Raw genomic sequence first — 20,173 nt, forward strand, 5'->3', positions numbered from 1 at the left:
GCCCGGCACGGGAAACCTGCCGGGCTGTCTGCTTTTATGCCGCTGGCGAAGGCCGGGAACCGTTGGTCGCCTTGGTGGGTCTTTGGTCGCATAATGCCTTTTTTGTAAACCGATTCATATAGGATTGATAGCGGTTTTCTTGACTATCAACCAGCAAGGAGCACACATGAAACAGGGGATGGCAGGCGTAGGCCTGATGTTGGCCGCGATGGCGGTACAGGCGGGTGACTGGCAAGCCGGCATCGGCGCCGGGGTCGGCAGCACCCTTTACCGCGGCGAAAACAGCAGGGCCGTGGCCATACCGCTGCTGGGTTACCAGGGCGAGCAGTTTTACGTGCAGGGCCCGGAGCTGGGCTGGAAGCAGCCGCTGGGCAGCAAGCTGACAGCCACCGCCAAGGCGCAGTGGGAATTTGACGAGTTCGACCCCAAGGATAACGACATCGCCGCGCTGCGCCAGCTGGACAAGCGCAAGCAAGGGGCGCTGGTGGGCGGCGAGCTGAGCTGGGCGCTGGACCCGCGCACCACGCTGTCGCTGGACGCCATGCACGACGCCGGTAACCGTCATAAGGCTACACTGACCACCGTGGCGGTAGAGAACGTGCTGCCGTTCAGCACGCAGCAAGACGCCTTCGTGGTGTCGGCCGCAGCCACCTATCTGCCCAAGGCCTACCAGCAGTACTACACCGGCGTGAGCGCCAGCGAAGCGGCACGTAGCGGCCTGCCGGCTTACCAGGCCGACTCGGCCACCCGCTACCAGCTGGGCGCTAGCTGGCGCCACGCCTTCAACCGCCATCTGGCGGTACTGACCCGCGTGTCGGTCAGCCACTTGCCGGCGTCGCTGAAGTGGGACGCTACCGCCCGTAGCGGTAGCCCGTTGGTTGAGCGTAACGTCACCGTTACCGGTACGCTGGGCATCCACTACCGCTTCTGAGCTGGCGGCAGCGCAAAGCCCCTGTCTGCACACGCAGGCAGGGGCTTTTTATGTGCTGGTGGCACGCCGAGAGCGGCCGCTCAGGCCTCGCCCAGCCAGTGCGCCGGCAGCGCGCCGGCCCAGCCAAGTTCGCCCAGCAGGCGGGCAAAGTCGCCGCTGAGCGGTGCGGTCAGCGTCAGCGGTTGGCCGCTGTGCGGGTGGGTGATCTGCAGTTCGGCGGCGTGCAGCAGCATGCGGCCAACCTGGTATTGGGTCTGGAAGAAGCGGTTGTGCACGCCTTTGCCGTGGGTAGCGTCGCCGATGATGGGGTGGGCAATGTGCTTCAGGTGGCGGCGCAGCTGGTGGCGGCGGCCGGTTTCCGGTTGCAGCTGTACCAGTGCGTAGCGGCTTTGCGGGTAGCGGTCCACGGCAAACGGCAGCGTGCAGCGCGCCAGCGTGCGGTAGCGGGTGAACGCCGGTTGCGCGTTGAGTTGGGCGTTGTCGTGCACGTATTCGCGCTCGTCCGGCTGGCGGGTAATCGGGTGGTCGATGTCGCCGCTGTCGGCCGGGTGGCCGCGTACCACCGCCAGGTAGGTCTTGGCCGGGGCGCGGCTGGCAAAGGCGTCGTTCAGCAGGCGTGCGGTGGCGCTATCCAGCGCAAACAGCAGCACGCCGCTGGTGCCACGGTCCAGCCGGTGTACCGGAAACACCTGCTGGCCGATCTGGTCGCGCAGCAGCTGTACCGCAAAGCGCGTCTCGCGGCGGTCGATTTCGCTGCGGTGCACCAGCAGGCCGCTGGGTTTGTCGATGGCAATCAGGTGCGCGTCGCGGTACAGGATGGTCAGCATGAAGGTTGGCCGCAAAAGGGAAGGCGCGCAGTGTAACAGTGCATGCTCGCGCTGGCGATGCCACACCTTGGCGCCAGAAAATGCCAGCGCGCAGCCCATTACGGGGCGGCTGTGGCAAATGTTGGCCGCTGGCTTGGGCACACGGCTTGCTGGCGGTTAGCATGACATCACGATGACAACAGGCGCCGCCGCCCCGTGGCGCCATCTCGACGAGGATCACCCATGCTACCGTTGCGTACCATCACCCTGTCCTTGCTGCTGGCCGCCTGCGCCAGCGCCCCTGGTCACTTCACCTACAGCCCGCTGCCGCAGCAGCCGGAAGCCGCCAGCGGCTACCAGGAAAAAACCGGCTGGGCCACGCGCCAGTACGCGGTGGCTGCGGCCAACCCGCTGGCGACCGACGCCGGACGCCAGGTGCTGGCCGCCGGCGGCAGTGCCATCGACGCCGCGGTGGCGGTGCAGATGGTACTGGGGCTGGTAGAGCCGCAAAGCAGCGGCATCGGCGGCGGTGCCTTCCTGCTGTATTTTGACGGCAAGGCAGTCAGTGCCTACGACGGCCGCGAAACCGCGCCGGCGGCGGTGGACGACAAACTGTTCATCGGCGCCGACGGCAAACCGATGGCGTTCAACGACGCCGTAGTAGGTGGCCGCTCGGTGGGCGTACCCGGTGCGGTGGCGATGCTGGAAATGGCGCACCGCGAGCAGGGCAAGCTGCCGTGGGCCGAGTTGTTCGCGCCGGCCATCCGCCTGGCGGAGCAAGGCTTTGCCGTCAGCCCGCGGCTGTACACGCTGTTGAAATCCGACCCGTTCCTGAAGCAGGACCCGGTCGCCGCCGCGTACTTTTACCAGCCGGACGGCCAGCCGTGGCCGGTGGGGCACATCCTGAAAAACCAGCCCTACGCCGACGTGCTGAAAGCCATTGCCCGCCAGGGTAACCGCGCCTTGCAGCAAGGCAGTATTGCGCAAGCCATCGTGGCCAAGGTGCAGGGCCATGCGGCCAACCCCGGCAAGCTGACGCTGGCCGACCTGGCGGCCTATCAGCCCAAAAAGCGCGACGCGCTGTGCAGCGATTACCGCGCCGCCAGCCGCGACTACCGCCTGTGTGGCTTTCCGCCGCCCAGCAGCGGCATGATCGCGGTGGGGCAGATTCTGGGCATCCTGGCCAACACCCCGGCCGCCAGCCTGCCGCTGGCGCAGGGCGCAGACGGCAAGCCGTTGCCGTCACCGCAATGGCTGCACCTGTACACCGAGGCCTCGCGCCTGGCTTTTGCCGACCGCGCCAAGTACGTGGGCGACCCCGATTTCGTGTCGCCACCGGGCGGCAGCTGGCACACCATGCTGGCCCCGGCCTACCTGGCCAGCCGCGCCAAACTGATCACCGACAACAGCATGAAAACCGCGCAACCCGGCCAGCCCGGCGCGCTGAGCACTGCATTGGGCGTGGCGGCGGCGCAACCGGAGTACGGCACCAGCCACATCAGCATCATCGATCGCGACGGCCACGCGCTGAGCATGACCACCACCATCGAAGCGCAGTTTGGCGCGCGCCAGATGGTGAACCCCGGCGGCAAGGGGACGGGTGGTTTCCTGCTCAACAACGAGCTGACCGACTTCAACTTTGCCCCCAACGACAGCAGTGGCCTGCCCACCGCCAACCGCGTGGAGCCGGGCAAGCGCCCGCGCAGCTCGATGAGCCCGACGCTGGTGTTCGACAAGGCCAGCGGCCAGGTGTTGATCAGCGGCGGCAGCCCCGGCGGCGCGCTGATCATCCACTACACCGCCAAAACCCTGTACGGCATGCTCAACTGGGGCATGAACGCGCAGCAGGCGATCAACCTGCCCAACTTCGGCGCCACCGGCGCGCCCACCATGCTGGAAGAAAAGCGCTTTCCGGCCAGTACCGTGGACTGGCTGAAAGCTCATCAGCACGAAGTGCGTGAAACCGAGATGACCAGCGGCCTGCAGGCCATCGGCCGTACGGCTGATGGCTTCTTCGGCGGCGCCGACCCGCGCCGCGAAGGCGTGGTGATGGGCGAGTAAGCGTTTGCCCGTGCACTAAAACAAAAGCGGCCAAGCTGTTGTCAGCTTGGCCGCTTCGCTTTGCTGCGCCTGTGCGAGGCTTATTTCACCACGGTCTTGCCGAAGTCCACGCGGCCGAACGGGCTGACGTTGTAGCCGCTGATGTTGGCGCTGGTGAGCGCGGCGGCGGTGGGGTGGGCCAGCGGTACCCACAGCGCCTGCTCCTTGATGATCTGCTGGGCGCGGGCGTAGTTGGCCGCGCGCAGTTTCGGGCTGGCGTCGCGGCGGGCGTCGGTAATCAGCTTGTCCAGCGTGGGGTCGCAGAAGCGGGCGAAGTTGGTGCCGCTCTGAACCGCGGCGCAACTGAATTGCGGGGTAAGGAAGTTGTCGGCGTCGCCGTTGTCACCAGCCCAGCCCATGAACAGCACGTCGTGCTCGCCGGCCTTGGCGCGCTTGATCAGCTCGCCCCATTCGATGACCTTGATTTCGGCCTTGACGCCGATCTTGGCCAGGTCGGCCTGCAGTACTTCGGCGCCGGCTTTCGGGTTGGGGTTCAGCGTGCTGCCGGTGGGGCGAATCCAGATGGTGGTGTCAAAGCCGTTGGGCAGGCCGGCGTCGGCCAGCAGTTTCTTGGCGCGGGCCAGGTCTTGCGGGTAGTCCTTGATGGCTTTGTTGTAGCCAAAAGTGGACGGCGGGAACGGGTTGACGGCGGCGGTGGCGCTGCCGGCAAACACCACTTTCAGGTAGTTGGCCTTGTCGAAGGCCAGGTTGACGGCCTGGCGCACGCGTTTGTCGTCAAACGGCTTGTGCTGGCTGTTCAGCGCGATGAAGGCGGTGGAGAACATCGGCACGGTCAGTACCTTGATGCGGGCGTCGCCCGCAGCGTCGCTGATGTCCTGCGGTTTGGGGCTAAGGGCAATCTGGCATTCGCCGGCTTTCACTTTCTGGGCGCGTACCGCGCTGTCCGGGGTGATGGCGTAGATCAGGCGCTCGGCGGCCGGTTTGCCGCCAAAGTAGGCCGGGTTGGCCGCGTAGCGCACCGCGCTGTCCTTGGCCGAGCTCTGGAATACGAACGGGCCGGTGCCCACCGGCTGCGCGTTCAGCTGCTCGAAGTTGCCGGCCTTGGCCAGCTGGTCGGCGTATTCGGCCGAGTAGATGCTGGCAAAGCCCATAGTCAGCAGTGGCACCAGCGTGGCGTCGGGCTGGTTGAGGTCGAAGCGCACGGTGCGGGCGTCTACTTTCACTACCGCCTTGATCAGCTTGTCCAGCTGGAACGATTTGGCGTGCGGGTAGCCATTGGGGGCGCTTTTGTACCACGGGTGGGCGGGGTCGATCATGCGCTGGAAGCTGAATACCACGTCGTCGGCGTTGAGGGCGCGGCTGGGGCTGAACCAGGCGGTTTTGTGGAAGGCTACCTTGTCACGCAGCGTGAAGGTGACCGACAGGCCGTCCGGCGCCACTTTCCAGGCACTGGCCAGGCTGGGGACCACCTTGCCCTGGCGCGCGTCGTAGTCCACCAGGCGGTTGAACAGCACGTCGGCGCTGGCGTTGGTGGTGCTCAGCGAGTTGTAGCGCACCACGTCGAAGCCTTCCGGGCTGGCTTCGGTGCAGACGGTCAGCGGTTTGGCGAGGGCCGGCAGCGACAGGGCCAGCAGGGCGGCGAGGGCGGTAAGGCGTGCGGTCATGACGAGTCCTTGTAATGAGCGGCGGGGCAGCGTGCCCACCGGGCAATGATGGGCCACAGCATACCGCCAGCATGCGCTGCCGTGCCAAGCATTATTTGCGATAAGCATTTTCCATATCGATGCAAGCTGTGGTGCGCGGGCGACGGCCGGCAGCGGCGAGCTTTTGCCGGAGGGGGCCAAGCTGGCGCCTGGTCTTAGCCGTAGCGTTGCAGCAGTGGCGTGGCAGCACGGTGCAGCAGGGTGGCCAGCGTGGACAGTGCCAGCCGGTGACGGCCGTGCAGGTGGTGGGCAAATACGGCGCTGTATTCCAGCTGTGCTTGGCCGCCGCGGCGCCGTTTGAAGTCGCCGGCGCCGCTGCTGTAATGCAGCTGCAGGCCTGCGTCGCGGGCCAGGCGCAGTTGCAGCGCCATCAGCTGGCGGTACAGGCCCAGGCTGGCCGGCAGCCGGGTGTCGTAGCCCAGCAGCGGGCTGCTGGCCCAGCCGTAGCGCTGATACAGGCCCAGGCAGCCGACGATGCGGCCGTCCAGCGTCAGCGCGTACAGGTCGATGAAGCGCTGTTGCAGGCACAGGCGGAAGAACGCCAGCGTGAAGTCGGGGTTCAGCGGCGAGTGTTTTTCCAGGAACAGCAGCCGGTAGCATTGCTGCAGCGCAGGCAGGTCGGCCTCGCGCAGCTGGGCCGGGCCCAGCACGGTCAGGCCGCTGCCATCCAGCAGTTTCTGGTCTTGCCGCACATTGGGCAGCTGCCATACCGCCGCGTCGCCCGGCTGGCACAGGTAGACCTGGCGCGCCGGCAGCAGCTGCCAGCCTTGCGCCTGCAGCAGCGCGGGCAGGCCGGGGTTGGCCGCTTCGCACACATTGCGCAGCAGCAGCGGCGCGTCTGGCTGGCGCGCCAGCAGGGTGTCGGTGAGCAGCGTCAGTTCGTTGTCCGACCACTGCGGGTGCAGGTTGGTGGCGATCAGCCAGTTGTTGACGTGCCAGGCGCTGTCCAGCCGTGCCGCGCTGATCAGGCCGCCCAGCGGTCCGCCGGCCGCGCTGGCCAGCCAGCGGCTGGTGTGGCCGTGGCGGGCGGCTTCGCGGCGCGGGTAGTGCAGCCAGGCGGCGCGCGGGCTGGCCACGTAGCTGTCTTCCGGGCGTAGCGCGCTCAGGCGGGTAACCGGGATGGCCGGGGTGCCGGCGTCGCTACAGCAAACGGTGCAGCGGGCGTTGGCTACCCAGTGCTGGCCGCCAAACTGGCGCGCCTGCGCCAGCCACTGGGCGTGGCCATCCAGCTGCAGCGGGTTTTCCAGGCGGCTCATGTGCGTTTGGTGTACACGTGCACGCCACCGTAGATGGCGGCGCGGTCGCGCTGGTGCAGCTGGCGGTTGTAGGCGGGGTCGGTGTGCCAGCAGGCCAGCAGTTGCGGTGCCAGGCGGCCTTCCAGCGGCGAGCGGCTGCCGCCGGTGCGGAACACCACGCGCGCGCCCGGCGCGGCGGTGCGGGTGATGTGGCGCCATAGCGCGTTCAGCTGGGCGTCGTCCATCCAGTCTTGCGCGTCCAGCAGCGCGTAGGCGTCCAGGCTTTGCGGTGCGCGCTCGTCCAGGAAGTCGGTCAGCGACTGGTGATGCAGATGCAGTGCGGCCAACTGCTGGCGGATGGCGGTGTAGTGGGCTTGCTGCAGGTAGCGTGGCAGTGCGCGCTGGTTGCTGGTGTCGTAACGGCGGGCGAAGGCTTGCTGGGCGTAGGGGTTTTCGTCCAGCGGGAAGTCGCAGGCCAGGCGGCGCATGCGCGCTTCGAACAGCGCCGGCAGGTTGCCACCGGCGTCGCTACGCAGCGCGGCAAACTGCGCCGGCGGGATACCCATGCTGTACAGCACGCTTTCGCGGTGACACAGGAAGCGCAGCAGCGGGTGGCGGAATACCGGCGCCAAGTGGCGCTCGAATAGCTGTTTTTGCTCGTCCAGCGTGCCGGCTTCGGCCAGGCGGGCCAGGTTGCCGCCCAGCAGGCGTGCCAGCGTATGGCTGACGCCGATGAAGCGGCCCAGCAGGCCGTGGCGGTAGGCGTGGCAGGTAAACAGCGCGTAGCGCGGCGTGCCCCACAGGTTGCGTTGCTCCCAGTACTGGCGGGCGCTTACCGGCAGCGCGGCGGCCAGATAGCGGCGGTAGCGGTGGGCGTTCTGGCGCTGGTTGGCGTCGCCCAGAAAATCTAGCAGCGTGGCGTAGTCCGGCAGCTCGGCAAAGGCGGCTTTTTTCAGTGCCAGCATGGCCAGGTGGGCGTCGTTCAGGTCCACGGCGTGCACTTCGGCCGGTTGGCAGCTGAGGTAGGCCAAGGCGTTGCAACCGCCAGAAGCAATGGTGAGCACGCGCTTGCCCGGCTGCAGCTGCAGTGCGGCGATGTCCACATCCGGGTCTTCCCAGATCTGCGCGTAGACCAGCTGGCTGAACCAGCGGGCAAACAGCCGGTCGCCAATGGCTTTCAGACCGGTGGTGGTGCTGTTGTTGACCGCTTGCTTGACGAGGGTGGCAGTGCTCATGGAAGCCTCCTGTTACCGGTTTTTACCGAATACTGATGGCTGTGCATGGCACCCGTATGACAATGCTGTTGCGCTGCCATGACGCAGGGGGCTTGACACGTGTGTTACAACATAACATGTTTACTGTTACGTTATAACGCTGGAGTTCGCCATGACCGCCAAGCAAGACCCCCGCCTGCCCGTTACCGTGTTGTCCGGCTTTCTGGGTGCCGGCAAGACCACGCTGCTGAACCACATCCTGAACAACCGCGAAGGCCGCCGTGTTGCAGTGATCGTCAACGACATGTCCGAGGTGAACATCGACGCACGGCTGGTGCGCGAGGGCGGGGCGGCGCTGAGCCGCGCCGAAGAAAAGCTGGTGGAAATGAGCAATGGCTGCATCTGCTGCACATTGCGTGAAGACTTGCTGGTGGAAATCCGCAAGCTGGCCGCCGCCGGCCGTTTCGATTACCTGCCGATCGAGTCCACCGGCATTGCCGAGCCACTGCCGGTGGCGGAAACCTTCACCTTCCGTGACGATGATGGCCACAGCCTGTCCGATATCGCCCGGCTGGACACCATGGTGACCGTGGTGGACGGCTTTAACTTCCTGCGCGACTACAGCTCGCAAGACTTCCTGCACCAGCGCGGCGAGGCGGCCGGCGACGAAGACGAGCGCACGGTGGTGGACCTGCTGATCGAGCAGGTGGAGTTCTGCGACGTGATTGTGCTGAACAAGACCGACCTGATGTCGGCCGACGACATCCTGCGCCTGGAAGCCATCCTGGCCACCCTCAACCCGCGCGCGCGCATCGTCAAAAGCCACTTTGGCCGCGTGCCGCTGCACACGGTGCTGGACACCGGCCTGTTCGATTTCGATGCCGCCGCCGATGCGCCGGGCTGGCTGCAGGAACTGCGCGGCGAACACGTGCCGGAAACCGAAGAGTACGGCATTACCAGCTTTGTCTACCGCGCGCGCAAGCCCTTTCACCCGCAGCGCTTTTACCAGTGGGTGCAGCAGGGCTGGCCGGGTGTGGTGCGCTCCAAGGGTTATTTCTGGCTGGCCACGCGGCCGATGCTGGTGGGTAGCTGGTCGCAGGCCGGCGCCATGTCGCGTCACGGCCTGGGCGGTTTGTGGTGGGACGCGGTAGACCGCGAAGACTGGCCGCAGGACGACGAAAGCCGTGCCATCATCGCCAGCCGCTGGGCCGAGCCGTGGGGCGACCGCCAGCAGGAGCTGGTGCTGATCGGCATGGGCATGGACCAGGCTGCCCTCACAGCGGCATTTGATGCCTGCCTGCTCACCGACGCCGAGCTGGCCGCCGGCCCGGCCGCGTGGGCGGCGTTGCCGGACCCGTTCCCGCACTGGGGCGAAGCTGAAGAAGAACACGTCGAGGTACAGCCGGCATGACGGGCGACATCCTGATCCGTAACGCACAGCTGGTGAACGAGGGCGGTGTCAGCGAAGGCGACGTGCTGGTGCGCCACGGCCGTATCGAGCGCATTGCCGGCGCCATCGACGCCGACGCCACCCGCCACATCGACGCCGCTGGCGACTGGCTGCTGCCGGGCATGCTCGACGACCAGGTGCACTTTCGCGAGCCGGGGCTCACCCACAAAGGCTGCATTGCCACCGAATCGCGCGCGGCGCTGGCCGGCGGCATTACCAGCTTCATGGACATGCCGAACACCACGCCCACCACCACCACGCTGGACGCGCTGGCGCACAAGGAATGGTTGGCCGCACAGCACAGCGCGGCCAACTACGGCTTCCACTTCGGCGCCGCCAGCGACAACCTGGACCTGGTGGCCGCGCTGCCGCCGGAGCGGGTAGCCGGCGTCAAGGTATTCATGGGCGCCAGTACCGGCAATATGTTGCTGGACGAACCGGTGTTGCTGGAGCGCCTGTTTGCCAGCGTGCCCACCGTGCTGCTGGCGCACTGCGAACACACCCCCACGGTGGAAGCCGACAGCGCCCGGCTGCAGGCGCAATACGGCGACGCGGCTACCGCGGCGCTGCACCCGCAGGCCCGTAGCGCCGAGGCCTGCTGGCGCAGCAGCAGCCTGGCCGTGGGCCTGGCGCGGCAGTTTGGCACCCGCCTGCACGTATTGCACCTCACCACCGCCCGCGAGCTGGCACTGTTCGACGCCGGGCCGCTGGCCGGCAAACGCATTACCGCCGAAGCCTGCGTCCACCACCTGCTGTTTGACGAGGCCGATTACGCCACGCTGGGCAACCGCCTGAAGTGCAACCCGTCGGTGAAAAGCGCCGCCGACCGCGCCGCCTTGTTGCAAGCCTTGCAGGATGGCCGCCTCGACGTCATCGGCACCGACCACGCGCCGCACACCACCGAAGAAAAGGCGCGCCCGTACTGGCAGGCACCCAGTGGTTTGCCGCTGGTGCAGCACGCGTTGCCAGCATTGATGGCGCTGGTGGATGACGGCGTGTTGACGCTCCCGCAGCTGGTACAGAAAACCAGCCACAACGTGGCCGAGCTGTTCGCCATCCGTGAGCGCGGTTACCTGCGCGAAGGTTACTGGGCCGACCTGGCCTTGCTGGCACGCGGTGCCGGCCCGGTACTGCCGGTGATGTCGCGCTGCGGCTGGTCGCCGTTCGAGCAGCGCCCGTTGCGTCATCACGTGCGCGCCACTGTGGTGTCCGGCCAACTGGGCTGGTACCAGGGGCAGGTGTTGCCGGGCGTGCAGGGCAGGGCCTTGCAATACCAGCGCAGCGGAGGCGGGCGATGAACGACGTGGTGGTGTGCAATGATCTGGCCGGCTTGCCAGCCATCCTGCAGCCATCGGTGCAGCTGCTGCACTGGCAGCGCCCGTTGCCGCCGGCCATCGCGCCCTATCTGGCCGGCCTGGCCGCCGACGGCCGGCTGCGGCTAGGGCTGCGCGGCCAACTGCAGCCAGGTGAGCAGCCAGACCTGAGTGCCTGGCCCGCCGCGCCGGGGCGGGACGCTGCCGCCGCCGATCTGGCGCTACTGGCCGACCTGTTCGGCACGCTGCTGGGCTGCCCGCAAGTGGGCTGGCGTATCGAGGTGCTGCAGCAGGCGATGTGCCCGCGCTTTCATGTGGATCGCACCGGCATCCGCCTGGTGTGCACCTGGCAGGGGGCCGGCACCGAATGGCTGGCCGAAGCCGACGCCGACCGCCGCTATCTGGGCGCCGCCAGTGGCGGGTTGCCGGATGTGGCAAGCGGGCTGATGCGTAGTCAGCAAGTTGGCCGCAGCGGGGCCGGTGAGGTGCTGTTGTTGAAGGGCAGCTTGTGGCAGGGCAATGCCGGACGCGGTGCCATCCACCGCTCGCCAGCGGTAGACGGCGATGTACCGAGGGTGATGTTGGCGCTGGATGCGCTGTGGGAGCAGGGCGGGTAATCACCCACGTGATTGCATTTGCCTATGGCATGCCGGTTACAGACGGTTACGATTTGCTTGATCTGGATCAGGTTTGGCGGATGTACATGGCTCGGGCTTATTGCTACGATAAAAAGAATTAATCTCATTTGACGTTCTTCGCATCGATCGCAAGGAGCACGCTTTGTCCCACTCTGCTACCCCGCTGCACCTGTTGCCCAAGGGCACCCGTGCCACCATCGTTGACATTGCCAGCCACAGCCACTTTGGCGAGCTGGACGCGCAGGTGACGTTGCGCCTGAAAGAGCTGGGCTTCCTGCCCGGCGCCGTGCTGCAGGTGATCGGCTTTGGCCTGTTTGGCGCCGACCCGGTTGCCGTACGCATCAACGGTACCAAGTTCGGCCTGCGCCGCAGCGAAGCCGCCAAGATCATTACCTCCGTCCATCCTGCCTGATTCCGTCATGTCCCAATCCCTTTTGCGTTTTGCCCTGGTGGGTAACCCCAACTGCGGCAAGACCGCGCTATTCAATAGCCTGACCGGCGCCCGCGCCAAAGTGGCCAACTACGCCGGCGTCACCGTCGAAAAACGGCTGGGCCCACTGGCCGGCCTGGGCCGTCCGGCCGAGCTGATCGACTTGCCCGGTACCTACAGCCTGTATGTGGCCTCGCCCGACGAGCAGGTGGCGCGTCGCGTCATCCTGGGCGAAATGGCCGGTGAAGCCGCCCCCGACGCGCTGGTAGCGGTAGTGGACGCCACCAATATCAAGCTGGGCCTGCGCCTGGTGCTGGAGCTGCAGGCGCTGGGCTTGCCGATGATCCTGGCGCTGAACCTGGCTGATGCGGCGCGCAGCCGTGGCATTACCATCGACACCGCCATGCTGTCGCAACAGCTGGGCATGCCGGTGGTGGAAACCGTCGCCGTGCGCAAGAACGGTGTCGCCGACCTGCAAGCCGCGCTGGCCGAGTGTGCGGCCAACGCCGGCAGCCGCAGCGGCCGCCTGGCCTTGCCGGAACGCGCCGAGGCGGTGGAAGACCTGTACGCCCGGATCGACCAACTGCTGGCCGCCAGCGTGTCGGCGCCGTCGCAAGCGCCGGCCTGGCAAGACAAACTGGACGCACTGGTGATGCACCCGGTGCTGGGCCTGCTGCTACTGGCCACCATCCTGCTGCTGATGTTCCAGGCGGTATTTGCCTGGGCAGCGCCGGTGATGGACGGCATTGATGCCGCCATGGCCTGGCTGGGCGAAACCGCCGGCGCGCTGCTGCCGGCCGGCATCCTGCACGATTTTGTGGTGGATGGCCTGATCGCCGGCGTCGGCGGCGTGCTGGTGTTCCTGCCGCAGATCATCATCCTGTTTGCTTTCATCCTGGCGCTGGAAGACTCCGGCTATCTGCCGCGTGCGGCCTTCTTGCTGGACCGTCTGATGCGCGGCGTGGGCCTGTCCGGCCGTTCGTTCATCCCCATGCTGTCCAGCTTTGCCTGCGCGGTACCCGGCATCATGTCCACGCGCAGCATTGCCGACCCGAAAGAACGGCTGGTCACCATCCTCACTGCACCGCTGATGACGTGCTCGGCGCGGCTGCCGGTGTACGCGGTGGTGATTGGGGCTTTTGTGCCGCAGCAAAGCGTGTGGGGCGTGTTCAACCTGCAGGGCCTGACGCTGTTTGCCTTGTACATCGCCGGTATCGCCAGCGCGGCGCTGGTGGCCTGGGTGATGCGCCGTCGCGAGGCGGCCAGCCAGAGCTTTCCGCTGCTGCTGGAGCTGCCCAACTACCGCTGGCCCAATGCTTATCATTTTGTGCTGGGGCTGAAAGAGCGGGCGTGGATTTTCCTGCGCCGCGTAGGCACCATCATCCTGGCCTTGTCCATCGTGCTGTGGTTTCTGGCCACCTTTCCGCATGCCCCGGCTAACGCCACGCTGCCGGCCATCGAATACAGCTTTGCCGGCATGTTGGGCAAGACCATGCAGCCGCTGTTCGAGCCGCTGGGTTTCAACTGGCAGATGTGCATTGCGCTGATTCCGGCCATGGCCGCGCGCGAGGTGGCGGTGAGCGCGCTGGCCACCGTGTACGCGGTTGGCGGGGAAGACGCGCTGGGTAGCGCGCTGGCACACGACTGGGCATTGCCGGTGGCCTTGGCCTACCTGGCCTGGTTTGTATACGCCCCGCAGTGCCTGGCCACCATTGCGGTGGTACGCCGCGAAACCAACTCGCTGCGCGCTACCGTCATCTTCACCGCTTACCTGTTTGCGCTGGCGTACTTCGCCGCGCTACTGGTGCGCCATATCGCGGCCCTGTGGGCCTGAAGCAAGGAGACGAACATGAATGAAGGCATGCAAGGGGCCATTGTCGGCCTGATGGTGGCGGGCGCTGCGCTGTACCTGTTGCGCAAGTACTTGCCGCGTCGTCGCAAGCCAGCGCCGGGCGAGGCCAAGCAGGCTGGCAGTTGCGGTAGCTGCGGCAGCTGCAAAGGGGGCGGCTGCCACTAAGCGGTGCCTGCATCTTGCCAACCACAACCCTGCCCGATGGCAGGGTTGTTCATTTGCAGCGCGCCATTCTTGAGCCGCGGTCGTGCCTGATATAGGCTCAAACATATCGATACCTATGGCTGACAATAATGAAAAAAACCTTGCTGGCGGGCTGCGTTGCTGCCTGCCTATGGCCGCTGATGCCGGCCACGGCAGCCAATATCCGCGCGTACACCGAGGCGCTGCCGCCGCTGAATTTTGCGCAGGATGGCCGCGTTACCGGCTTTGCCAGTGACTTGCTGCGCGAGATGGCCGCCGAGGCTGGCCACAGTGTGCAGCTGGAGGTGATGCCGTGGATACGCGCCTACCGCACCGTCAAGCAGCAGCCAGGCAGCGCGCTGTACAGCATCGTGCGCAACCCGGAGCGTGAGGCGTTGTTCAAGTGGGTAGGGCCGATCGCGCCGCGCCGGATAATGGTGTACGCGCAGGCCAGCCGGCCCGACGTAGTCATCCGTCAGCAGCAAGACCTGCTGCGCTATCGGCTAGGGGTGTTGGCCGAGTCCGGCGCCGCCAGCCAACTGCTGCAACTGGGCGTGCCGGCCACGCAGCTGGAGTACGGGCAGAGTGACGAGGTCAACCTGAAGAAGTTGCTGCTCGGGCGCGCAGATGGCGTGGTGATGCTGGACTGGGCCATGCGCTGGCAGCAAAAACTGCAGCAGGTGGACGCCACCCGCATCCGCCCGGTATGGACGCTGGACCAGCGCTACCAGTACTGGTTTGCCTTTAATAAAGACACCGACCCCGCCCTGTTGCGCAGCCTGCAGCAGGCGCTGGACCGGCTGCGTGCCGACGGCCGGCTGGCAGCCTTGCGCAAGCGTTACGGCGCCTGATCCCACGGCGCGCCGGCAAAGCGCGCCAGCAAGAAATCCAGCAGCGCCCGTACCGCCGGCGACAGGTGCCGGCGCGACGCATACAGCGCATAGATGGTCATTTGCGGTACCGCCCATGCCGGCAGCACCGCTTGCAGTTGGCCGCTGGCCAGCAGCGGTGCCGCCAGATAAGTGGGTTGCAGCGCAATGCCGCCACCGGCCAGCGCCGCGTGCAGCAGCACGGTCGCCTCATTGGCGGTAAAGCGGGTGGGCACGCTGACGCTTTGCCATTCGCCATCGCGGCCAAAGCGCCAGGTACTGCGGCCAAAGTTGGCGTAGCCCAGGCAGCGGTGGCGGGCCAGGTCTGCTGGCTGTTGCGGCCAACCTTGCGCCGCCAGGTAGGCCGGGCTGGCCACCAGGACCGATTGGCAGCTGGCCAGCGGGCGGGCAATCAGCGCCGGGTCCGGCTCGCTGCTGATGCGGATGGCCAGGTCGATGCGCGCCTCCACCAGGTTCAGCGCCGCGTCGCCCACGTTCAGGTCGATCTTCAGCTGCGGGTGCAGGGCCAGAAAGTCGCTGATGGCCGCCGCCAGGTGCGCGTGGCCGAACGACATGCTGCTGGTCAGCCGCAGTTGGCCGCGCAGCGTGCCGTCCGGCGGTGCCACCTCGTCTTCGGTTTCTTCGGCCAGTGCCAGCATCTGCAGGCAGCGGCGCAGCGCCTGCTCGCCGGCGTCGGTCAGCGTGACGCGGCGGGTGGTACGCTGCAGCAGGCGGGCGCCCAGCCATTGCTCCATCTCGGCCACGTAGCGCGTCACCATCGCACGCGACATGCCCAGCCGCTCGGCGCTGGCGGTAAAGCTGCCGCTGGCGGCGACGTCGGCAAACACCTGCATGGCGGTCAGTCTGTCCATTATCTGCTCGATTTGTGCAACAAATATGCGCAGATTAACGCGTTTATCTGCGCGCTTGGTGAAATTATAGTGACGTCCATACCAGATGCACCACGCGGCAGCGTTTGCCGCCCCACTGAAAGGACTGACCATGATTCGCCAAACCCTGCTCGCTGCCTCTTTTGCCCTGGCCTTCGGCGCCGCTCACGCTGCCGAGCCGCTGAACCTGAAGGTGTACAACGCTGACGGCAACAGCTTCCACGCCAACGCTGTAGTGGTGAGCGGCAAGAGCGAGGCGGTGGTGATCGACACCGGCTTTACCCGCGCCGACGCCTACCGCATTGCGGCCAACGTGCTGGATAGCGGCAAAACGCTGAAAACCATCTTCATCAGCAACGCCGACCCGGACTACTACTTTGGCGCCGAAGTGCTGAAGCAGCTCTTCCCGCAGGCCGAGGTGGTGACCACCGCCGCCGTGCGCGAAAAGATCAGCGCCAAACTGGCCGGCAAGGTAGCGTTCTGGGGCCCGAAAATGGGCGCTAACGCACCGGTGAACCCCATCCTGCCGGCAGCGCTGACCACTAACAAGCTGACCGTAGACGGCGAAAGCATCGACATCCGCGGTACCAGCGGCGTACTGGCGCATCGCCCTTACGTGTGGATTCCGTCCATCCGCGCCATTGCCGGCAACGTAGCCGTATTCGGCAAGCTGCACGTGTGGACCGCCGACACCCAGCAAGCGGGCGAACGCCAAGCCTGGATTGCCCAGCTGGACGAAATGAAGGCGCTGAAACCGGCGCTTGTGGTACCGGGCCACATGCTGCCGGGCACCGCGCTGGATGCGTCGGCTATCGATTACACTCGCCAGTACCTGCTGCGCTTCGATAACGAAGCGGCCAAGGCCAAGACCGGCGCCGAGCTGATCGACGCGATGAAACGTGCCTACCCGGAAGCGGGCCTGGGCATTGCGCTGGATATCGGCGCCAAAGTGAACAAAGGTGAAATGAAATGGTAAGCGCCACCCTGCATTACTACTACGACCCGCTGTGCGGCTGGTGCTACGGCGCCGCACCGCTCACCGCCGCGGCGGCCGCCATCCCCGGTCTGCGCGTGGCACTGCACGCCGGGGCGATGATGAGCGGTGCCAATCGCCAGCCGGTCAGCCCGCAGCTGCGCAATTACGTGCTGCCGCACGACCAGCGCATCCATGCGCTGTCGGGCCAGCCGTTCGGGGACGCCTACTTCAACGGCCTGCTGCTGGATACCAGCGCGGTGTTCGACAGCACGCCGCCGACGCTGGCGATTCTGGCCGCCGAGGCGCTGGCCGGCCGTGGCCTGGCCATGCTGCACCGCATTCAGCACGCGCATTACGCCGAAGGCCGCCGCATTGCCGATAGCGACGTGCTGCAGCTGCTTGCTGCCGACATGGGGCTGGACGTGGTGGCGTTTGCTGCCGAATACCAGCGCCAGGCTGGCGAGTTCGACGCCCACGTTGGCCGCAGCCATCGTGACATGGCGGCCAACGGTTTGCGCGGCTTCCCGTCCTTGCTGCTGGAACTGAACGGCAAGCTGCAAAAGCTGGACATCTCGCCGTGGCTGGGCCAGCCCTCCGCCTTTGCCGGCCACCTGCAGGCCCTGCTGCAAGGCGCTGCCGGCAGCGACGCGGCAGACGGCGCGTTCTGCACGCCGCAAGGCTGCCAGTAGCCCTGTCGCCATCGCAGCTGTCTGTGATGGCGACTCGTACAAACACCCCCTGCATGCCGCGCACGCAGGGGGTGTTTGCATGGGATGGGCTGCCCGTGCTGCTTGCCAGCTGGCGGGCTGCCCGTGCACGTCAGTCCACGATTTCCAGGTGCACGTCGATATTGCCGCGGGTGGCGTTGGAGTAGGGGCAGACCTGGTGGGCGTCGTGTACCAGCTGGGTCAGTACCGCTTTGTCCATGCCCGGCGCGCTGATGCGCAGCGTGGCTTCAATGCCGAAACCGGCCGGGATCGGGCCGATGCCGACGCTGGCGTCAATGCTCAGACTGGCCGGCAGCGCGATCTTCTGGCGTGCGGCCACAAACTTCATCGCGCCGATAAAGCACGCCGAGTAGCCGGCGGCAAACAGCTGTTCCGGGTTGGTACCGGTGCCGCCAGCGCCACCCAGCGCTTTGGGCGTGCTCAGTGCCACGTCGAGCGCGCCGTCGTCGCTGTGGCTGCGGCCGTCGCGGCCGCCGGTGGTGTGGGCGTGGGCAGTGTACAGAATGGTTTCCAGCATGATTTTTCCTTTAACTTACTATTAAATAGCGTGCTATGTATTTGCCGGCAAAAAAGGCAGCCAATACTGCCTGTGGTGCCGTGCCAGCTTGCCGGTAGCGGCTGGCACGCAGAACTCAAAGATCGCCTGTGGCTTGCGACAGTTGGCCGCGCAGCGCTTCCAGGCTGGCTTTCAGCTGCTTCAGCTCGTCCAGGCTGCAGCCGGCGGCGCAAAACACCGCCGGCGGGATGGCCTCGGCTTGCTGGCGCAGGCTGCGGCCGGCGTCGGTCAGGCGGATGATCACCTGGCGTTCGTCGCTGGCGCTGCGCTGGCGGCTGATCAGCTCGCCGGCTTCCAGCCGCTTCAACAGCGGTGTCAGCGTGGCGGAATCCAGAAACAGCCGCTGGCCGATGTCGGACACCGTCAGCGCATCGCCTTCCCACAGCACCATCATCACCAGGTACTGCGGGTAGGTCAGCCCCAGCGGGGTGAGTACGCTGCGGTACAGTTTGTTCATGGCCAGGCTGGTGGAGTACAGCGCAAAACAGAGCTGTTGATCCAGCAGCAGCGGTGACGGGGTGCGGGTATCCATGTGCTGCATATTATATAGCGTGCTATTTGTTTGCAAGCTATTTTGCGCTCAATGTAAAAATAAAGCCCGACTTCGGTCGGGCTGGGGCGCGTGCAGACAGGGCAGGTTCAGTTGGCCGGTGCCGGGGCAGGGCGGTTGGTGATGTTGCCGGCTGCGTAGGTCTCGGCCAGATAGTTAGCCGACGAGACGATGATGTCACGCGCAACCATGTCCAGTGCAAGGCTCTTGGAAATCGACCAGCCACCGCCCACACCACCACCCACGGCGGCAAAGCCCCAGCTGGATTTGTCACTATTGGCGGAGAATGAACGCGCTTCGTTAATTTCCAGCGTTTGCGGGTTCATCGAGGTCAGGTCCAGCTGCATGGAAGCCTTTTCGGTGTTCTTGGAAATCAGCCCTAGCAGCGGAATGAAGCCGCCACCCAAAGCGCCGCCTTCTTTGGAAAGCTCCAGTGCGGTGATCTGGCCGGCAATCATCAGGTCGATTTTTGGCGGTGCTACGGTCTGACCGGTAGCGGCCAGCATCTCGCGCATTTTCTTGAACTGGTCCAGATCAACCAGCTTGAAGCAGCCCGTTTCGCGGATGGCGTTGGTCAGCATGGAGCGCATGCCGTTGCCGATGCCCTGAACGCCGCCGTTACCAGCGATCAAGCCAGCCAGGGCGGCCATGCCACCACCGGGGCCGCCCTGGGCTTGGCAACTGGCGGCAGTGCATTCCAGCGTGTTGATAGCAACGGTTTTGCCAGTAGAGGTTTGGCATTTCACCACCGGGATGGCCATCTGTTCTACTTTGGTGTCAGCCAGTACCGCGCTGCTGGCGAGGGTAAGGGCTGCAATGGAGAGGGAGCGAGTGATTTTATGCATTTGCTAGCAATCATTGTGGTTTATTCCTATCGATTTTAAAACATGTGGCATTGATATGTCATTTATTAATGATGTTTGCTTGCAAGTGCCCGCCGTGAGTTGCCATGAGTGCGACAACGCGGTGTTGCGGGTATCGGTAGGGTAAGGGCCGGTGGCAGTGGGTAAAGGCTGGCATGGTACAAGCGGCGACAGCGCGGCTTGGCGCGTGAGTGACCAAGTGGTACCCGTCCCCAATCGCCGGCCGCTTGCCACGCTCAATCCAGCTTGCCGGTTGCCCGCAGATGCGAGGCATAGACATTGTCTGCCGTCAGCGCGCTGCCGCAGGCCAGGGCGGCCAGCCAGTCGTCGGTGGCGGCCACGGCGGCAAAGCCGGTGTGCATGACGGTGCAGTACACGCGGTGGATTTCCTCGGCACTGGCGCTGCCGGCGGCATTACTGTACGGCAGCGACCCGCTGGCGTCGTGCAGCAGTTCTACCCGGTAGCCGTCGTGGCTGGCGTGGAGGATGGTGCTGGCGTCGCAGTTGTGGGTCATGTAGCCGCAGATGGTCAGTGTGTCGATGCCGCGTTCGCGCAGCCAGGCGTCCAGCCCGGTGCCGGTAAAGCAGCTGGCGTACTGTTTATCCAGCAGCAGCTGGTGCGGGCGGGCGGCCACCTCCGGGTGCAGGGCCGCGCCGTGGCTGCCGGCGGCAAAGATCGGGCTGCCGGCTGGCGCAATGTGGCGTACCACGACCACCGGCACGCCAGCCAGGTTGGCCGCATCCATGGCCTGCAGGATGCGCGGCAGCGTTTGCTCGCGCGGCGGGTAGCTGATGGGCAGCTGGCCGTCGAAGTATTCGTTCTGTACGTCGATCACGATCAGGGCGCGGTTCGGGGTGCTCATGGCGGTTTCCTTGTCGGGTTGGTGTGGCACACAGTGTGCCGCGCCGGCGTCGCCGCCGTGAG

20 protein-coding genes are annotated in these 20,173 nt (G+C 65.9%); 11 read left to right on the forward strand and 9 right to left on the reverse strand.

Annotated elements, in window-relative coordinates:
* The first annotated feature begins 166 nt into the window (after nt 1-166).
* Nucleotides 167-931 carry a MipA/OmpV family protein gene (locus FLQ03_RS17730; protein ID WP_144371533.1) on the forward strand — a complete coding sequence of 255 codons (765 nt, stop codon included), beginning with the start codon at nt 167-169 and terminating at the stop codon, nt 929-931.
* A gap of 80 nt (nt 932-1,011) precedes the next feature.
* Here FLQ03_RS17730 and FLQ03_RS17735 read toward each other — a convergent pair whose 3' ends face one another.
* The gene (locus FLQ03_RS17735) at nt 1,012-1,758 is read right to left on the reverse strand and encodes a pseudouridine synthase (RefSeq protein WP_144371534.1); all 747 of its coding nucleotides are present in this window, start codon (nt 1,756-1,758) and stop codon (nt 1,012-1,014) included.
* 222 nt (nt 1,759-1,980) lie between these two features.
* On the opposite strand from FLQ03_RS17735, the gene FLQ03_RS17740 reads away from it, so the two are divergent.
* Nucleotides 1,981-3,798 carry a gamma-glutamyltransferase family protein gene (locus FLQ03_RS17740; protein ID WP_170252465.1) on the forward strand — a complete coding sequence of 606 codons (1,818 nt, stop codon included), beginning with the start codon at nt 1,981-1,983 and terminating at the stop codon, nt 3,796-3,798.
* Nucleotides 3,799-3,878: 80 nt separating this feature from the next.
* Here the strand turns inward: FLQ03_RS17740 and FLQ03_RS17745 are convergent, their stop codons facing one another.
* The 3 genes from FLQ03_RS17745 to FLQ03_RS17755 form a co-directional block, all read right to left on the reverse strand.
* Nucleotides 3,879-5,462 (reverse strand): ABC transporter substrate-binding protein, encoded by a 1,584-nt coding sequence (locus FLQ03_RS17745; protein WP_144371535.1) that lies wholly within the window; start codon nt 5,460-5,462, stop codon nt 3,879-3,881.
* Nucleotides 5,463-5,656: 194 nt separating this feature from the next.
* Nucleotides 5,657-6,757, reverse strand: coding sequence for a GNAT family N-acetyltransferase (locus FLQ03_RS17750; RefSeq protein ID WP_144371536.1), 1,101 nt, complete (start codon nt 6,755-6,757; stop codon nt 5,657-5,659).
* Nucleotides 6,754-7,971: a BtaA family protein gene (locus FLQ03_RS17755; RefSeq protein WP_144371537.1), complete on the reverse strand. Its 1,218-nt coding sequence runs from the start codon at nt 7,969-7,971 to the stop codon at nt 6,754-6,756. Before FLQ03_RS17755 ends, FLQ03_RS17750 begins: the two co-directional genes overlap by 4 nt.
* A gap of 151 nt (nt 7,972-8,122) precedes the next feature.
* On the opposite strand from FLQ03_RS17755, the gene zigA reads away from it, so the two are divergent.
* From zigA to FLQ03_RS17790, 7 genes are all read left to right on the forward strand, one after another.
* Nucleotides 8,123-9,361, forward strand: a complete 1,239-nt coding sequence (gene zigA / locus FLQ03_RS17760; protein WP_144371538.1) for a zinc metallochaperone GTPase ZigA — start codon at nt 8,123-8,125, stop codon at nt 9,359-9,361.
* Nucleotides 9,358-10,698: a dihydroorotase gene (locus FLQ03_RS17765; RefSeq protein ID WP_144371539.1), complete on the forward strand. Its 1,341-nt coding sequence runs from the start codon at nt 9,358-9,360 to the stop codon at nt 10,696-10,698. The genes zigA and FLQ03_RS17765 overlap by 4 nt, the downstream gene beginning before the upstream one ends.
* The gene (locus FLQ03_RS17770) at nt 10,695-11,330 is read left to right on the forward strand and encodes a DUF1826 domain-containing protein (protein WP_144371540.1); all 636 of its coding nucleotides are present in this window, start codon (nt 10,695-10,697) and stop codon (nt 11,328-11,330) included. Before FLQ03_RS17765 ends, FLQ03_RS17770 begins: the two co-directional genes overlap by 4 nt.
* A gap of 163 nt (nt 11,331-11,493) precedes the next feature.
* The gene (locus FLQ03_RS17775; RefSeq protein WP_206211032.1) at nt 11,494-11,763 is read left to right on the forward strand and encodes a FeoA family protein; all 270 of its coding nucleotides are present in this window, start codon (nt 11,494-11,496) and stop codon (nt 11,761-11,763) included.
* A gap of 7 nt (nt 11,764-11,770) precedes the next feature.
* Nucleotides 11,771-13,615 carry a ferrous iron transporter B gene (feoB, locus tag FLQ03_RS17780; RefSeq protein ID WP_144371542.1) on the forward strand — a complete coding sequence of 615 codons (1,845 nt, stop codon included), beginning with the start codon at nt 11,771-11,773 and terminating at the stop codon, nt 13,613-13,615.
* A 15-nt stretch (nt 13,616-13,630) separates the two neighbouring features.
* The gene (locus FLQ03_RS17785) at nt 13,631-13,798 is read left to right on the forward strand and encodes a FeoB-associated Cys-rich membrane protein (RefSeq protein WP_144371543.1); all 168 of its coding nucleotides are present in this window, start codon (nt 13,631-13,633) and stop codon (nt 13,796-13,798) included.
* 128 nt (nt 13,799-13,926) lie between these two features.
* Nucleotides 13,927-14,667 carry a substrate-binding periplasmic protein gene (locus FLQ03_RS17790; RefSeq protein WP_170252466.1) on the forward strand — a complete coding sequence of 247 codons (741 nt, stop codon included), beginning with the start codon at nt 13,927-13,929 and terminating at the stop codon, nt 14,665-14,667.
* Here the strand turns inward: FLQ03_RS17790 and FLQ03_RS17795 are convergent.
* On the reverse strand, nt 14,655-15,557 hold the full coding sequence (locus tag FLQ03_RS17795; RefSeq protein WP_144371544.1) for a LysR family transcriptional regulator: 903 nt from the start codon (nt 15,555-15,557) through the stop codon (nt 14,655-14,657). The genes FLQ03_RS17790 and FLQ03_RS17795 overlap by 13 nt on opposite strands.
* A 130-nt stretch (nt 15,558-15,687) precedes the next feature.
* Between FLQ03_RS17795 and FLQ03_RS17800 the strand changes: the two genes are divergently transcribed.
* Entirely contained in the window at nt 15,688-16,551 is an 864-nt protein-coding gene (locus FLQ03_RS17800; protein WP_144371545.1) for an MBL fold metallo-hydrolase, read from the forward strand.
* Nucleotides 16,545-17,240 carry a DsbA family protein gene (locus FLQ03_RS17805; RefSeq protein ID WP_144371546.1) on the forward strand — a complete coding sequence of 232 codons (696 nt, stop codon included), beginning with the start codon at nt 16,545-16,547 and terminating at the stop codon, nt 17,238-17,240. Before FLQ03_RS17800 ends, FLQ03_RS17805 begins: the two co-directional genes overlap by 7 nt.
* 130 nt (nt 17,241-17,370) lie before the next feature.
* Here the strand turns inward: FLQ03_RS17805 and FLQ03_RS17810 are convergent, their stop codons facing one another.
* The 4 genes from FLQ03_RS17810 to FLQ03_RS17825 form a co-directional block, all read right to left on the reverse strand.
* Nucleotides 17,371-17,796: an organic hydroperoxide resistance protein gene (locus FLQ03_RS17810; protein WP_472208769.1), complete on the reverse strand. Its 426-nt coding sequence runs from the start codon at nt 17,794-17,796 to the stop codon at nt 17,371-17,373.
* Between the two features lie 115 nt (nt 17,797-17,911).
* Nucleotides 17,912-18,367: a MarR family winged helix-turn-helix transcriptional regulator gene (locus FLQ03_RS17815; protein ID WP_206211033.1), complete on the reverse strand. Its 456-nt coding sequence runs from the start codon at nt 18,365-18,367 to the stop codon at nt 17,912-17,914.
* 107 nt (nt 18,368-18,474) lie between these two features.
* A complete protein-coding gene (locus FLQ03_RS17820; RefSeq protein WP_144371549.1) occupies nt 18,475-19,230 on the reverse strand; it encodes a CsgG/HfaB family protein in 756 nt (251 codons plus the stop codon).
* 254 nt (nt 19,231-19,484) lie between these two features.
* Nucleotides 19,485-20,111, reverse strand: coding sequence for a cysteine hydrolase family protein (locus FLQ03_RS17825; RefSeq protein ID WP_144371550.1), 627 nt, complete (start codon nt 20,109-20,111; stop codon nt 19,485-19,487).
* Between the last annotated feature and the right edge of the window lie 62 nt (nt 20,112-20,173).

Origin of the sequence: Vogesella urethralis (assembly GCF_007644045.2) — a bacterium.
Taxonomy (GTDB): Bacteria; Pseudomonadota; Gammaproteobacteria; order Burkholderiales; family Chromobacteriaceae; genus Vogesella; species Vogesella urethralis.

Coding starts and splice junctions, on each gene's coding strand:
- FLQ03_RS17730 (WP_144371533.1), top strand. CDS start 167: ATGAAACAGGGGATGGCAGGCGTAGGCCTGATGTTGGCCGCGATGGCG.
- FLQ03_RS17735 (WP_144371534.1), bottom strand. CDS start 1,758: ATGCTGACCATCCTGTACCGCGACGCGCACCTGATTGCCATCGACAAA.
- FLQ03_RS17740 (WP_170252465.1), top strand. CDS start 1,981: ATGCTACCGTTGCGTACCATCACCCTGTCCTTGCTGCTGGCCGCCTGC.
- FLQ03_RS17745 (WP_144371535.1), bottom strand. CDS start 5,462: ATGACCGCACGCCTTACCGCCCTCGCCGCCCTGCTGGCCCTGTCGCTG.
- FLQ03_RS17750 (WP_144371536.1), bottom strand. CDS start 6,757: ATGAGCCGCCTGGAAAACCCGCTGCAGCTGGATGGCCACGCCCAGTGG.
- FLQ03_RS17755 (WP_144371537.1), bottom strand. CDS start 7,971: ATGAGCACTGCCACCCTCGTCAAGCAAGCGGTCAACAACAGCACCACC.
- zigA (WP_144371538.1), top strand. CDS start 8,123: ATGACCGCCAAGCAAGACCCCCGCCTGCCCGTTACCGTGTTGTCCGGC.
- FLQ03_RS17765 (WP_144371539.1), top strand. CDS start 9,358: ATGACGGGCGACATCCTGATCCGTAACGCACAGCTGGTGAACGAGGGC.
- FLQ03_RS17770 (WP_144371540.1), top strand. CDS start 10,695: ATGAACGACGTGGTGGTGTGCAATGATCTGGCCGGCTTGCCAGCCATC.
- feoB (WP_144371542.1), top strand. CDS start 11,771: ATGTCCCAATCCCTTTTGCGTTTTGCCCTGGTGGGTAACCCCAACTGC.
- FLQ03_RS17785 (WP_144371543.1), top strand. CDS start 13,631: ATGAATGAAGGCATGCAAGGGGCCATTGTCGGCCTGATGGTGGCGGGC.
- FLQ03_RS17790 (WP_170252466.1), top strand. CDS start 13,927: ATGAAAAAAACCTTGCTGGCGGGCTGCGTTGCTGCCTGCCTATGGCCG.
- FLQ03_RS17795 (WP_144371544.1), bottom strand. CDS start 15,557: ATGGACAGACTGACCGCCATGCAGGTGTTTGCCGACGTCGCCGCCAGC.
- FLQ03_RS17800 (WP_144371545.1), top strand. CDS start 15,688: ATGATTCGCCAAACCCTGCTCGCTGCCTCTTTTGCCCTGGCCTTCGGC.
- FLQ03_RS17805 (WP_144371546.1), top strand. CDS start 16,545: ATGGTAAGCGCCACCCTGCATTACTACTACGACCCGCTGTGCGGCTGG.
- FLQ03_RS17810 (WP_472208769.1), bottom strand. CDS start 17,796: ATGCTGGAAACCATTCTGTACACTGCCCACGCCCACACCACCGGCGGC.
- FLQ03_RS17815 (WP_206211033.1), bottom strand. CDS start 18,367: ATGGATACCCGCACCCCGTCACCGCTGCTGCTGGATCAACAGCTCTGT.
- FLQ03_RS17820 (WP_144371549.1), bottom strand. CDS start 19,230: ATGCATAAAATCACTCGCTCCCTCTCCATTGCAGCCCTTACCCTCGCC.
- FLQ03_RS17825 (WP_144371550.1), bottom strand. CDS start 20,111: ATGAGCACCCCGAACCGCGCCCTGATCGTGATCGACGTACAGAACGAA.